At 59.9% G+C, this 13,097-nt stretch carries 13 protein-coding genes; 2 read left to right on the top strand and 11 right to left on the bottom strand.

From position 1 onward, the window contains the following. Positions 1-56: 56 nt before the first annotated feature. The 4 genes from NKI50_RS12325 to NKI50_RS12310 form a co-directional block, all read right to left on the bottom strand. The gene (locus NKI50_RS12325) at positions 57-290 is read right to left on the bottom strand and encodes a hypothetical protein (protein WP_352640873.1); all 234 of its coding nucleotides are present in this window, start codon (positions 288-290) and stop codon (positions 57-59) included. A 191-nt stretch (positions 291-481) separates the two neighbouring features. Further along, the gene (locus tag NKI50_RS12320; protein ID WP_352716640.1) at positions 482-1,504 is read right to left on the bottom strand and encodes a LuxR family transcriptional regulator; all 1,023 of its coding nucleotides are present in this window, start codon (positions 1,502-1,504) and stop codon (positions 482-484) included. Positions 1,505-1,512: 8 nt separating this feature from the next. Further along, complete coding sequence (locus tag NKI50_RS12315) at positions 1,513-1,698, bottom strand: hypothetical protein (RefSeq protein WP_352640876.1); 186 nt, start codon at positions 1,696-1,698, stop codon at positions 1,513-1,515. 163 nt (positions 1,699-1,861) lie between these two features. Then, positions 1,862-2,137 carry a hypothetical protein gene (locus NKI50_RS12310; protein WP_352640878.1) on the bottom strand — a complete coding sequence of 92 codons (276 nt, stop codon included), beginning with the start codon at positions 2,135-2,137 and terminating at the stop codon, positions 1,862-1,864. Positions 2,138-2,476: 339 nt separating this feature from the next. Between NKI50_RS12310 and NKI50_RS12305 the strand changes: the two genes are divergently transcribed. Continuing rightward, complete coding sequence (locus NKI50_RS12305; RefSeq protein WP_352716637.1) at positions 2,477-3,469, top strand: ABC transporter substrate-binding protein; 993 nt, start codon at positions 2,477-2,479, stop codon at positions 3,467-3,469. Between the two features lie 596 nt (positions 3,470-4,065). Here the strand turns inward: NKI50_RS12305 and NKI50_RS12300 are convergent. From NKI50_RS12300 to NKI50_RS12280, 5 genes are all read right to left on the bottom strand, one after another. Next, complete coding sequence (locus tag NKI50_RS12300; RefSeq protein WP_352640881.1) at positions 4,066-5,103, bottom strand: phosphatidylglycerol lysyltransferase domain-containing protein; 1,038 nt, start codon at positions 5,101-5,103, stop codon at positions 4,066-4,068. A 265-nt stretch (positions 5,104-5,368) separates the two neighbouring features. After that, entirely contained in the window at positions 5,369-6,091 is a 723-nt protein-coding gene (locus tag NKI50_RS12295) for a glycosyltransferase (protein ID WP_352640883.1), read from the bottom strand. Positions 6,092-6,180: 89 nt separating this feature from the next. After that, positions 6,181-6,972: a glycosyltransferase family 2 protein gene (locus NKI50_RS12290; RefSeq protein WP_352482628.1), complete on the bottom strand. Its 792-nt coding sequence runs from the start codon at positions 6,970-6,972 to the stop codon at positions 6,181-6,183. 113 nt (positions 6,973-7,085) lie between these two features. Next, complete coding sequence (locus NKI50_RS12285; protein WP_352587202.1) at positions 7,086-8,255, bottom strand: glycosyltransferase family 4 protein; 1,170 nt, start codon at positions 8,253-8,255, stop codon at positions 7,086-7,088. A gap of 98 nt (positions 8,256-8,353) precedes the next feature. Beyond that, positions 8,354-8,995, bottom strand: a complete 642-nt coding sequence (locus NKI50_RS12280; RefSeq protein ID WP_023717682.1) for a sulfotransferase family protein — start codon at positions 8,993-8,995, stop codon at positions 8,354-8,356. 509 nt (positions 8,996-9,504) lie between these two features. Here NKI50_RS12280 and NKI50_RS12275 point away from each other — a divergent pair. Then, complete coding sequence (locus NKI50_RS12275) at positions 9,505-10,419, top strand: sulfotransferase family protein (protein ID WP_023717683.1); 915 nt, start codon at positions 9,505-9,507, stop codon at positions 10,417-10,419. A gap of 18 nt (positions 10,420-10,437) precedes the next feature. On the opposite strand, the gene NKI50_RS12270 is transcribed toward NKI50_RS12275, so the two are convergent. Together NKI50_RS12270 and asnB are read right to left on the bottom strand one after the other, a co-directional pair. Further along, positions 10,438-11,133, bottom strand: a complete 696-nt coding sequence (locus NKI50_RS12270) for a sulfotransferase family protein (RefSeq protein ID WP_023717684.1) — start codon at positions 11,131-11,133, stop codon at positions 10,438-10,440. A gap of 72 nt (positions 11,134-11,205) precedes the next feature. Further along, positions 11,206-12,948: an asparagine synthase (glutamine-hydrolyzing) gene (asnB, locus tag NKI50_RS12265; protein ID WP_352640887.1), complete on the bottom strand. Its 1,743-nt coding sequence runs from the start codon at positions 12,946-12,948 to the stop codon at positions 11,206-11,208. Between the last annotated feature and the right edge of the window lie 149 nt (positions 12,949-13,097).

Genomic DNA, 13,097 nt, shown 5'->3' with positions numbered 1-13,097 from the left:
TCCGGTCCCAAGACACCGGCACTCTCCAGTAGCGCGACAGGCGATTGCCGATACGTTTAAGCGCAACTGGCGTTGGTGACCGAAGTGTCGAGATAGCCGATCTGCTGCAGCGCGATCGAAAGGGCCATGATCATCCGCCCTTCCCGAAATATCAGCGGCAGCACCAGCAGTCCGCCAATCAGACAACGCATGCCGACCGCGCTCAGCGGATCGAGATTCTGCTGGATATTGCCGAAGCCCCACAGGGCCGCGACGAACAGAAGCAGAAGATTGGCATGCAGCTTCGACATCTCTTTTCGCTCTGCGTTAAGCCTGTCTGGGCCGACTACGGACACAGGGCCTGGCTCCAGCCGGTGCAAGCAGCCTGCCGCCATTCCATCCGTATGTCCTGAAGGTGCGCTGAAACTGTTCTGAAACTGTGGCGGGCCGACACATTGCCTTAGGAGGTGGTGCCGCTCAGCCGCGGGATGCCACCGCCGTGCTACTTGTTCGGCGCCTCGGCGCTGAGCAGCGAACGCATCAGTGCCGCCTGGCTACGCACCCCGGTTTTGTCGAAAATGCGCTGCAGCTGGGTGCGCAGAGTATTGATGCTGACTGCAAGGAGATCTGCGGCGCTCTCCAGGTCGTGACCATCGACGATCAGGCGGGCAAGTTTGACCTGCGCGGGTGAGAGACCCAAGATCTCCCGCGCCACATCGACCCGGCGTGCGACAGTCTCAGCATCGTCGAACGAGACCAGCGCCTTGCCGTCCTCAAGCAAGACCCAGCAATGGAGCGGCACCCCCGCCGCGTCCTCGCCAAGTGCCACCGCCCAGGCCTGCTTCGGCGCGACGCTCAGCGGTCTCTGGCCCTGTAGCTCGTCAAAAGCCCGGCTCACAGTGTCACGAAGCGCTAAGTCGCGCTCGCGCCGTTTGGCGCGTAGGCGCCCAGCGCTGACGATAAGCCCTGGATGGCTACGCATCCGCTCCCGCGCCAGCCGGTTCATCCATAAGATCCGCGCATCGGCGTCGACCTCGACCAGCGGACAGGTCGCCTGTTCAACGGTGCTCTCCATCATCACCATGCAGCCGATTTTCCAGACACCTTCGGTCCGATGCATGATTTTGAGCACGCGCTTCAGATCATCGCCGGTATCGGTCCCGACCTGGTCGTAGGTGATCCATGCCATATTCCCGCTGACGATGACGTTGACCTTCTCCCACCGGACGCGCTCCGCGAAGGCCTTTTTCTCCGGGAACCGCTCCACGATCTTCCTAAGTCGCGCGGAGATCGCGTCCCAGCCTTCGTCTACCCGGATACCCAGCGAGGCAAAGGCCTCCATGCGCCGGGTCTGCGGCGACTGCACCCAGTGGCTCGCCAACGCCTCGAAGTCCCGCTGCAGCCAAGCCTCGGTCTCGCCACGGATCACAGCCAGGATCGCGGCCTTGTCGGCCTCGCTTTCGTCCATCCCATGATTTCCGATGAGGTCGGGTCGCAGCATAACATGGCTGACATCTCGTAACATGACATGCCTCAGATAAGGGTTATGCCAAGGATCAGGATCACGCCGGCCGTCATCGCGATCGACCCAAGCAGTCCCTGGTTTAGGTGCGGCCACGCAATTTGGTCCGAGTAGTAGCGGTCCTCCGCCCGGGCACTCATCGGCCCCGGTCGGGCGGCGGTGTGAATGTGTGTGGCGGCGAGACTGTAGATGTCCATAACGTCCTCCGGTCCTTGCGCTCTCATCTCGGGCATCCTGGCACGGACAGGCGCCCTGACCTGTCATGCGCGCGGACGACAGCCGAAGAGCCGACGGGTCTAAGGGCTTCAGGCCTCAGGCGATCGGCCGTGATCGACGGGCCAAGGTTTCCCAGATCCCGGCTTACAGATGGCTGATGGGAGGCTCGAACTCACTAAAGCAGTTGGCGCACCAGCGAGCGACCACGCGTCTGAGGAAATGCCTCCAGGCATCTGCGATCAGCACAATCGTGGTCCGGAGATCGAACGAGCGCACCATTGAGTCTCGATCGGCCCGCTGCTTCTCAAGATAACGGGCGAGCGCAACATCGTGGCGCAGCGGCGCCAGCGCGTAGCGCAGCCGCGGATCTTCCCTGGGATCATCGTGCCAGATAGGCCACTCGTTCGGGCGTTGTTGCATCGCATCCTCCTGAGACAAGTGCTGCTGCCTCGTCCGGATAATCTCCTCCACGCCCGTGAGAAAAGCGTTGGAACCAGCGTGAGGTATTCGTGAAAAGCGTCACGCCGGCAAAATCGCGGTTGAAATAGGGGCAGCTGGGGGAAATGATTGCCGGTAAGGCTATGGTTGTGGCGGATTCGATGGCGCACCCTCATCTCTGTCTGCTCGGTGGTTTCGATTTTGCCGGTGACACAGCCACGGTTCCGCTACTCAGCCGCAAGGCGCGTGCCATGATGGCTTACCTCGCCCTGCAGTCCGGACAATCGCAGTCGCGCGAAAAGCTCGCTTCCCTTTTGTGGGGTGGCAACAGTGAGGCCCAGGCCCGCACGAACCTGCGGCAGGCCTTGTCTGCTATCAGGAAGGCAACGCACGAATCCGCAGGCGACGCCGAATTTTCCCGAAACGGTTTTGAAGTCAATCAAGGTCGACGGCGAGATCCGCAAAATCCCGACCGGCGTCCATATCGACGGGATGATCTACTACAACAAGAAGGTCGCCGCCGAGGCCGGCGTCGACCCGACCAAATGGGCCTCGCTCGACGATATGTTCGCCGACATGAAAAAGGTCCAGCAGGCCGGCTTCACCTTCATCGGAGTGGGCGGCAACACGTTTCAGGCCGGCTATCTCTTTCATGCCCTGGTCGCTGCCGTCGCCGGCCCGGACATCTACAACCGCTTCTATGGTGAAACGCCTGACAAGACTGTGTTCGACGAGAAAGGCCTGCGCGACGCGATCGACATGTTCCGCAAGATCACCAGCCAGGCCGACGCGGGCTGGGTGAACCGGCAATGGAACGAGACGACCAGCACGGTCATTTCGGGCAAGACGCTCATGCAGATCCATGGCGACTGGATGAAGGGTCAGTGGAAGGCCAACAAGAAGGTGCTCGGCGAGGATTTCGGCTGCATCAACATTCCCGGCACCAAGGCGCTATCGGTGACGGTGGATGCGTTCGGCATTCTCGGCGGCCAGCCCGATGACGTGCTCAAGGCAGAGCTCGACTTCGCCGGTACCGTCGTCGACCCCAAGATCAACGCCGAGTTCGCTTCCATCAAGGGATCGAGCCCGGTGCGCCTGGACGTTCCGACCGACAAGCTCGACGCCTGCAACCAGCTCGTCCTCGACTCGCTGAAAAAGCCCGGCTTCAGCGTCCAGAATCCTTTCAACATATCCGACACCGACTGGCTGAACTCGGTGTGGAATACGATGTACACATTCCAGGGCGACCCCGACATGAGGGTCGACGACGTCATCGGGGATTTCCGCAGCGAATACGCGGCGGTCTTCCCGTAATATTGGTTGAGTCCGCGCCGCCCACCTCCTCGGGAGTTCGTCGAAGGACGATACCCTCTCCCGTGAACGGGGAGAGGTTGATCGATCATTTGGCCAACTCAACGCGCTGCCACTAACCCACGGGAAACATTTTGCGCAACAGATGACGGGCGCAACTCCTGCATCCATTGACAGTCGTCATGCTCGGCTGGAGAATGAAGAAGGTCAACGGCGATAGCCATGCGGGAAGGCAATGGTCCAACCGCCAGATACCGGACACCGTCCTGGCAGCGTCGTCGCGGTCATCGTCATTTGTTTGATCATCGTTGCTTTGTTCTTCATAGGCTTCAGATACTCAAGGCCAGGCCAAGGTACCCTCGTTATTCCTGGCGGTACGCTGCAGCAACCGTGAATCCGAACCCTTGGCGCTGATGTGGAGCCGTTCTCAGGCTACCAAAAGTGCGCCGGCGGGGACTGGGGACGATCGCAAGAACGGTCCGGCGCTTCGCAGCCGGTCTTTTGCATCCCGCCGCGCCTTCCTTTCCCACCTAAACAACCAAGCCTGGTCGGTTAGAGGTCGACCATACTGGGAGACGACGAGCCCCATCCATCAAGCACTAGACGGCCCTGATCAGCCGGAGCAGAGAAAGCGCCTCGAAAAAGCTCCCCTTGCGAAAGGCGAGATAGGTTGGCTCTTCGATACCGTGGAACCGGCGCTTGAACGCCGCCTGCCCCTGCAGGTTGAAGCGGGTGCGATTGACCCACGACGATTCATAGGCGCGCTGGAAAGCGCGCCGCCAGAAATCGCTTTCGACAAACCCGCTGGGTCCGATTTCGACCAGCGGCGACAGGCCGAGGGTGACGACGGAAACACCTTCATTGCGAAAGCGGTCGACCGCGAATTTGGTCAGGCCGATCTCGGCATGCGCTGAGGCATCGATGTGCTTGCGCTTGAACGAGGTGGTGTAGCCCATGACCTTGCCGTCACTGAACAGCGGATCGAAATCCAGCAAGGCAACGAGCTCTCCATCCGGACCGTGCAGGACGAAGCGGCGCATGTCGATGCCAAGGTGATCGGCAAAGGGCCTGTTGAGAAACCTCATCTCCCAGCGCTTGACGATGCGGTCTGCCCGCCAGTTCTGGGAGAGCCTGGCAATCTCGTCGAGGAAAACGGTCCCGTTGTCCTCCGCAAAGGAAAACCCCTTCCTCAAGAGCCAACGTTCGGAATAGCGCACTGTCTCATTGCGCCTTCCGGAAAAGTCGTGGCCGGGCAGGACAAGCCTGGTGTCGACGCCAAGGCGGTTGACCTGATAGCCAAGCCCGGCAAGCACGCGCGCCGTCTGTTCGCCGATCTGCACGAACCACGGGCTGCCTGCAACCTCGACGAAACGTTTGATATAGTCGCGCCGATCGGCCGGGGCAGCCATTGGATCACCGAGCGCGAAATGATGTCGCGTTTTGCTGCCGTAAGCGATGTAGCCCTGGGCATCGCCGAAGTAATGAAGCCCCTTCTGCACGGCGGCCGAATAGGCAAGGGAAAAATCACCATGGCGACGGACCAGCGCCAGGCGCTCGACATGGTTCAGCTGCAGCCGCGGTATTTTAGGCCCGCGGTTTTCCAAGAAACGATCGAGGCGTCTTCGCAGTGACGGCATGGTCGACTTTCGCGTGCCGGCTAGGCCGATGAAAGAGCTGACGGACCCCAGACCGATCATATTGCCGCGAGCTGATCCTTACCTGGGTGCGGCATCTTATCCGGCCGGAACCGCCAGATTTAGGCACAATCCGCCCCCGGTCCCGCCCCAAGGCGGCACCACGCATTGTTGTCGACGCCCAGCGTCTGACGGCTGGTTGCTGCGCTCTTCGCGACACGAAATCGATTCCACTTCGGAAGCGCTCACCTGCCAAACACGATGGCGCTTATCGAACTGCGCTCTGAGAAGATTGTGCTTGATCTGAAGCCAGGAATTCGTCGCGTTCTGCTATCCACAAATCGGCATAGTCGACATTCTGCCACTCGGCAAACCACGGGCCGCCGCTCGTATAGTGGACCGCCTTAGGTGTGCCGACAGCAGGCTTTTCGTTCCAGCCTTCGAGCCAATTCCACTCTACCGGCAATGAGCCCAGATCTTCGTCGGCAACCCACTGCATTCGGTGAAGATAGGCGCCACTTTCCTGGTTCACGACCTCTGGCGTGAGCGATTTGACCGAGGGATGCGCGCAATTGAACAGCATCAACGACGACCAGTTTTTCCGAGGATAGGATGTCTGGACCACGCCATCCATCTTGGTCGTGGCCTTCGGCGTATAGTCATGCTGGACGCAATAGACCGCCTTGTCCGAGTCCGTATATTTCAGCAGGCCTGCGACGTCACCGAGCCACAGGAAATCGCAATCGCAAAACAGGGCCCAACCCGTGTAGCCGGCGAGAAAGGGCGTCAGAAAGCGCGTGTAGGTGAACTCCGTTGAGGCGAGCGGGTCTTTTTCCCGCCAGTACAGCCCGCGGCTACGCATCTCGTCCTGATTGATCGGAATGACGGAGACAGGCGCCGACGCATGTTTGAGCAGCGAGTGGCGCGCGACGTCGTACGCGATCGGCTCACGGCTGTCCCATCCGATAAATACCCTAAACGCATCAGTCATATTCACTACCCTGGCTTTCGATTTTAACGGTCGTACACTAACTAGTTGGCGATGGCTCGGCAACAATGGCGGTCGCCCAAGCCGGTTTCTCACAGATTTGTCCTGGCCTCGGTCTTGCTGGTTCGGGTGGAATTGGCCTCGCTCCCCAATGCCACACGCGCCCATTTCTGATAGGTGTAGCTGGCGGAATAAGCGGCAACCATCGCCCCGGTGGAACCGTCCAGAAATCCCAGCCGGAAAACATAGCTGCGCATATAAGCCCAGACAGAGCGCAAAACCGCCTTGCCTATCGAGCTTTTTTTGCCCTCGGCAAGCAGCCGCGCGGCGGACGCTTCGGCGTACCGGCCAATCTTGTCGTGGGCATCCGCCAGGTCGGCGATGGAGTCGTGCTCGATCGGCTGGGACAATCGCCCGACCTTCCCGTTCACCACTACTTTCTCGTGCACGGTATCGTCGCTGAAGCGCCCGGAGCGGTGACGAAATAGCCTGAGCACCAGATCGGGTGACCAGCCGCCATGGCGGACAATATGCCCGCAAAAGCGCGATCTTCTCGGTATTTCGAAGCCGTCATAGCCTTTTGGGTCGGCGATTGCGGCTCTGATTTCCGCACCGAGCGGCGCCTCCACCCACTCATCGGCATCCAGCGAAAGGATCCAATCCCCCGTTGCCGCGGCAAGCGCACGGTTTTTTTGCGCGCCGAAACCGGGCCAATCAAGGGTCATCAAAACCTTGGCTCCGAGATCACCGGCAATGTCCCTGGTTCTGTCGCTGCTGTCATTGTCTAGAACGACGATTTCGTCGGCAAAATCCACCGAACGAAGGCAGCGCGCGATGGACGCCTCCTCATTGCGGGTGATGATAACGACCGAGAGCACCGGCACGGTCAGAAGGTTCCGGCATCAAAGCTGCCGCTGTCATTCGAATGTATCTGCAGCATCGGCTCCCGGCCTGTTAGCGCACTGAGGGTACTAACCTAATCCAACAAAGTCGAAAATCATTTCAGATCAAGGCTTTCATACAGCGCCATCATTCGCTTTATCATGAGGTTGAAATCATAATGCTCGGCCGCCGCTCTCACCCGGGTCGCGGTCTCAAATCGTGACGACAACTGCAGCGCGTGCGCGAGCCCTGCAGCGAGGTCGCTTTCGCTAGCCGCGTCGCAAACAAGCGTCGGCTCGAACCGCTCGACAAGCTCGCGCGCTCCGCAGCCGGTGCTTACCACAGCGGGCAAGCCGCTGGCCATGGCCTCGATCACCACTGTGCCGAAAGGATCATAGATGGAAGGCAGCACGGCAATATCGGCCGCGCCGTACCACGGCAACATGTCCTTTTGCGGCCCCAGCATCTTGAGCCTTGCGCCGAGACCCAGCCTGTCACCAGTCTGCCTGAAGGCGTTGGCGCGCGAATCGTGGCCGACGACCCACAATTCCGGCTCGCCATCGAGCCTGGCGACAGCCCTCATCAGTGCAAGAAGCCCCTTTCGCGCAAAGCCCGAGCCGACAAACAGGACGACCGACCTGTTATCGTCGACGTCGAGCCGCGCGCGGACCGCGGTCCGATGCTGTTGGCGCAGTTGCGGATTGAAGCGGTCGAGGTCCACGCCGTTGGGGATATGGTGCACATTTTCCGCCGGATAATCGTAGTGACGGACAATGTCGTCTGCGACCATTTTCGAAATCGCAATGACAGCTTTGAGCCGTGGGCTGGCATAGGTTGCGCGCTCGAGGCGCAGCGTCTGGCGGTGAAAAGGGCTCAGCGCCATTGCCGCCCTGCCAAGCCGCGTCTGGAAACGCCGCCGCTCGGCAAGATAGGCGGCATGAACGCCCTCCCCGGCCCGGAAGACATCGCAGCACGGGAGGCGATCGTTGCTCTGCACCAGCGCCCGTGGCATCTCGGCGATCTTGCGGCAGGCGGCTTGAGCAAAGGACGTCGCCCGCAGCGAACGCGGAAAGCGGCGGCCGGCGCAATGGATGAACTCTATCCCTTCATTACGCGGCCAGTCGCCGGAGAGCACGGCCACCGGCCGCTGACGCGCCGCGAACGCGGCCATGATGTTTTCCAGCATGATCTCGCCTCCACCGAAAGGCGCATAACGCTGGCGCACGAACAGGATCGGCACTGTCGGTTCGGCTTGGACCTGCCGATCATGCTGAGACAGAGCCATTTGACCTCGCTACGCCGTGAAGATTTGCACATGATCGACTGGAGTGTCGTTTTCCTGAGATAGACTGTGCGCCGCCGAGCAGAAGCCGCGCATTGCCGTCAGTAGCCGAAAGCCTCAAAATCCTCGGCATAGAGGCTAGAGACGATCCCGCGCGATCTCTTATCATAGTAATCGTCGGCCTTGCTCGTCGCATCCGTTCGGCTTTGGCTGCGGTGGATGGTGTTGCTGATTTGCCTGCCGCCACTGATCCGATCCCACACCTTTTGGAAGTCCTCGGCGAAATTTTCGACACGACCGATAAAATCAAACTCGGACGTGGGCATGACAAGCGACGATGTCTGCGGAGCCCAATGGAGGTCCGCATACAGCCAGCCATCTTCCAGGAGATCACAAAATTCACAGAAAGTCGGGATATTGCCGCGCTTACCGATGTTTTTCTTTCCCGTCGCGACCTTATCCAAATAGGCCGACAGCACGCGGCTGTAGGGATTCCGCACAAACGTGAACGCGAACACGTTCGAAATCGAATCAACCTGATCGACGGTCAATTGCGACGGACGCAACAGGGTGTCGCTCTGCAGCAATTGTTTCTTCGCGCCGGCGAGCTGGAACTTTTCGCGAAATTTAAGCTGGGCCAAGTTTATTGTGACCGTAGAGTTGGCCGACTTCGCAATGCGATTGTAGAAAAATCCGTGATCGGGATCAAACAATCCTTGCCGATCGGCGGTCAGTATCGTCAATTTGCCGCCATACGGGTATCGCTTGTAAAACGGAGAAGCCGGTATGTTCCTTTTGGCGACCGTTCGGCCAACCTTCGTTTTGATTTTCCGAAATCGTTTCAGCACATTCGACCTCGATCCGTGAGTGGTTTCGTCCCCCGTTTACCGTGCCCACCGCGGCGTATAGCGTAAGTCTGTCGACGCTGCCAAGTTAGAGATTGAATGTAAAAAATTTGGCGGAACATTTGCGTTGTCTAACGCCTTCCCACCCCCGGAAAAACATAGCAGCACAAAAGGCGATCATTGTCCTGCACCAGGGCCGGAAGCGTTGGTCGTGCTGTGACAAGCCCGTGCGACGCGCGATGCCTCTATCCACCTCAATTGAGCTTTCGAACTTGGCGGGAGTTTCTTCGCAGTCTATTAAGCGCCGTAAGCCAGCCTTGGATAGGGCAATGCGGTAAAGACAGTCTGCCTGCTTACACGCCTATGCCACGACAGGTAGACTGATTTCAAGGCGAGGGTTTTTGCCGATGACGACCAGCCATGTTTCGCCCGATAATGTCGTGCCGGGCAAACCCCAGCTCGGCGCATTCCGTCGCCTCGAGCGCTCGTTGCGGCCACGGCTGCAAAGCCTTCGCGACGTAGTCAGGGAGCCGTTTCTTGCCTGGGCGCATCCGGAAGCCCTCGCCTTCTACCGCAGGGCCGTGGCAACCGCATACCTGCCGGACGACTTGATCGACGTGGTCCCGCAACTCAAGATCCTGTACCTGGCAACGCCGAAGGCGGCCAGCAGCCGCATTCGAAGCAACCTTGCAGCCATGATCGGCAACGACACCGTGTCGGGGTGGCGCAGCGACCAGAACTGGAAGGTCCACAACCGAAAGGCGTCACGGTTGCAGGCGCCTCGCCATGGCATCGTGCAGTTCCACCACATGGCGACAAGTGCTGAAGCCTTGCGATTTACCTTCGTTCGCAATCCCTACACCAGGCTGTTGTCGTGCTGGGCCGACCAATATCGCGACCGTCCCCTTGTGCCTGGCTATGGCAGGGTCGAGGTCTATCTGGCCCACCGCGAACGGGCCGATCCGGCGCTGCCTGTCGGCGCTGACAAGAGCCTGTCCTTTGCAGATTTCGTCGCCTTTGCCTGCAAGACGTCCACATGGCGCATCGACAAACATTGGCAGAGGCAAAGCGACATTGTCGAAGTTCCAGGAGTTGCGTTCGACCTCATCGGCAAGACCGAGACTTTCGCAAAGGATTTCGAACGGGTTCTCGATCATGTCGGTGCAGGCGACGATATGCGGCGCGCGGCGATGCCGCCCCTGCACACCTCCTCGCGTCGCAGGCTTGCCGACTACTTCACGCCAGAACTGGCGGATTCCATCTATCGCGCATATGAGCGCGACTTCGATCAGTTTGGCTATCCGCGCGCGCTTCCAGAGTGAAAATATCGGGCGTATCGCTCAAAGGTACCCGAAAGCCTGCATCAGGGGCTTCCCACGGCCCTCGGTAAGCTCCGCCAATTCCTGCTGACCAAGGTCGGTCTTCCATCGTCCGCGCCCGTCATAGATCGGCTGATTGACCTGCTGGTTGCGGAGTGCAGTATGTTGCTTCTCAAGTTCGACTTCGGCCGGCTTGAACCATTGCTGCGGCTTCCTGTGATAGTCGAGCAGGTCCGGGCTGAAGGGCAGGTTGAGAAAGCCGCAGATGCGCTCGACGATCTTGGCCGGATCCTCGACCAGATCCTCGTAGCGATAGATCAGTACATCCGGCTGTCCTTGTTCGGCGAGAACGAGCGCATTGTCGCCGATCCAGCGGTCGAGCGCCTCCCTTGGATCGCCAAGACGCTTGGCCAATGACGCCACGACGTCGCGCCCGTCCCGCACCGGCATCACGAAACGCGCCCCGGGCACGAGGCGGCGAATACGGCCGACGCGACGGATATGCCGCGGCGTTTTTTCAAGCAGCAAGGTCTTTCCGGCACCGCGCGCCGCGCGCTTCAGCTTCCAATAGCGAAACATCGCCAGCGGCGTCCATTTGAAGAAGACATTGGTTTCCTGGAACGGCAGGTAGACGTCGGGATGGGCTGCGAGGATCGTCGCGATCAACGTCGTGCCGCTATGACCGCAGCCGCATATGAATCCGGTCCGCATCACCATGTCGGCAGTGCTCCCATGGCCCGACCCCGCTCCGTCACGGCGAAAAAGAAATGCTGGCAGCCTTGAGGGTGGCTATGCGGAGGCATTCGAAAACTTGGCGCCTTTCAGGAAACCGGACAATACCGCCTCCTGATAGCTTTCCTCGGATTGCGAAGCCACGGCCGTTCGCTTCCAGCTTTGTGGAAGACCAAATCCCTGCTTCTTACGTTTGAGCGTGCTTGCCGGCAAAACATTGCGATATGCGTATTTAAGCCCGCCCTTAAGCTGGCCATCCTTGTAAAGAAACGACTCCGGCAGGCTGAACGCATATTCGATCATCGTTCGCGACAGGAACGGGATACGCGCTTCGAGCGAAACCGACATGCTCAACCGATCGACCTTGGTCAGGATATTGTTGGGCAGACTGGTATGAAAATCGAGATATTGCAGGCTGCGCAACGGTCCGAGTTCCGGCTTCCACCACGCCCTGAGATGGGCGAGTTCATCATAGTCAGCAGCGATGGCAAGGCATTCGCGATAGACGTCGCGCTGCCATCTCGTTCTGCCGGAGCCAATGGCGATGGAGAGCTCGACCGGGTCACGCGTGGTGATCAGGCGCAAATTGCGGTCCTTCAGGCGCCACCCGCTCTGTGAACCGAACGGGACGAAACGTTGCTTCCTGCGAATGCCGCTAAACCGCTTGTATGAGCGATAGCCGCCGAAAAGCTCGTCCCCGCCATCGCCCGTCAGCACGACGGTCCTGTCGCGGCTGGCAAATTCGCAGACACGAAACGCCGGGATGGCGGCCTTGTCGGAAAGCGGCTCGTCATACCATTCCCGCGTGCGGTCGAAGACGTCATCGAGCTCTGTCGGCTGCAGGATCCGGATCGCGTGTTCGGCGCCGAACAGCGCCGCGACCTTGGCCGCCTGCGCGCTCTCGTCAAATCTCGGATCTTCGAAGCCGATCGAAAACGCCTTTGCCGTGGGGTTCACCGCAACGGCATGCGACAGGACAATCGCCGAGTCTATGCCGCCACTGAGAAAATAGCCGACCGGCACATCGCTCACCATGTGAGCGGCAACGCTCGCCTGCATGCGGTCCCGCAGCCCGTCGGCCAGGCGGTCGTCATTGTCCGAGCGGAGTTCGGTAGGCATGGTCCAGTAACGCCCGACATCGACGCGGCCGGTTTCCAGATCGAATGTCAGCCGACTTGCGGCCGGAAGTTTGAAGATATTGCGGTAAAGGCTTTTGGGCGCTGGAATATAGCGGCATGCGAGATAGTCCAGGACAGCCGTCTCGTCGATCGGCGGCAGATCGTCGCCGAGCCAGGTCTGCAGCGCTTTGAGTTCCGACGCCCAGGCAAATCGGCGTCCCGAATGGAAGTAGAAGAACGGCTTCATGCCCGGCCGGTCGCGGATCGCATGCAGCTTGCGGCGTTCCCCGTCATGGATCACGGCCGCATACATGCCGTCCAGCTTCTCGCAGAGCCCTTCGAGCCCCCACACCCGATAGCCATGCAGCACAACTTCGGAATCGGACTGCGAGGTGAATACGCAGCCTTTGGCAATCAGATCGGCGCGGAGCTCGCGATAGTTGTAGATCTCACCATTGACCGTGATCGCGAACTTCCCGTCGGCGCTGACCATGGGCTGATTGCCTGCCGCCGAGAGGTCGATAATGCTGAGGCGCCGAAACCCGTGATAGAGATCGCTGGTGACACGTGCGCCGCCATAATTCGGGCCGCGGTGCACAAGCGTGTCGCGGGCCTGGTCGGCACGATGGATATCGTCGGGCGAAAAGCCCTCGGCACGATAGACGCCGAACAATCCGCACATCATTGGCTCCGCAGGAAGATCTTCGGTTCGAAAGCTTTTTGCCGGCTCCGCCAGCCGGGCCAGACCAGTATAGGAAACTGCCTGGATGCTCAACCGCCCTGCTGATTTGTACGGTCAGGCTCGAGCGGCCTCGAGCAGGCGCCTCATGT

The sequence above is a fragment of the Mesorhizobium sp. M0563 genome (assembly GCF_040321065.1).
Taxonomy (GTDB): domain Bacteria; phylum Pseudomonadota; class Alphaproteobacteria; order Rhizobiales; family Rhizobiaceae; genus Mesorhizobium.
The sequence above is the reverse complement of the archived record's forward strand: the minus strand, read 5'-3'. Positions and strand labels throughout refer to the sequence as shown.

Excerpts from the sequence above, each read along its gene's own strand:
- NKI50_RS12295 (WP_352640883.1), bottom strand. The coding sequence starts at position 6,091 with ATGACTGATGCGTTTAGGGTATTTATCGGATGGGACAGCCGTGAGCCG.
- asnB (WP_352640887.1), bottom strand. The coding sequence starts at position 12,948 with ATGTGCGGATTGTTCGGCGTCTATCGTGCCGAGGGCTTTTCGCCCGAC.
- NKI50_RS12300 (WP_352640881.1), bottom strand. The coding sequence starts at position 5,103 with ATGCCGTCACTGCGAAGACGCCTCGATCGTTTCTTGGAAAACCGCGGG.
- NKI50_RS12275 (WP_023717683.1), top strand. The coding sequence starts at position 9,505 with ATGACGACCAGCCATGTTTCGCCCGATAATGTCGTGCCGGGCAAACCC.
- NKI50_RS12285 (WP_352587202.1), bottom strand. The coding sequence starts at position 8,255 with ATGGCTCTGTCTCAGCATGATCGGCAGGTCCAAGCCGAACCGACAGTG.
- NKI50_RS12270 (WP_023717684.1), bottom strand. The coding sequence starts at position 11,133 with ATGGTGATGCGGACCGGATTCATATGCGGCTGCGGTCATAGCGGCACG.
- NKI50_RS12325 (WP_352640873.1), bottom strand. The coding sequence starts at position 290 with ATGTCGAAGCTGCATGCCAATCTTCTGCTTCTGTTCGTCGCGGCCCTG.
- NKI50_RS12310 (WP_352640878.1), bottom strand. The coding sequence starts at position 2,137 with ATGCAACAACGCCCGAACGAGTGGCCTATCTGGCACGATGATCCCAGG.
- NKI50_RS12315 (WP_352640876.1), bottom strand. The coding sequence starts at position 1,698 with ATGGACATCTACAGTCTCGCCGCCACACACATTCACACCGCCGCCCGA.
- NKI50_RS12320 (WP_352716640.1), bottom strand. The coding sequence starts at position 1,504 with ATGTTACGAGATGTCAGCCATGTTATGCTGCGACCCGACCTCATCGGA.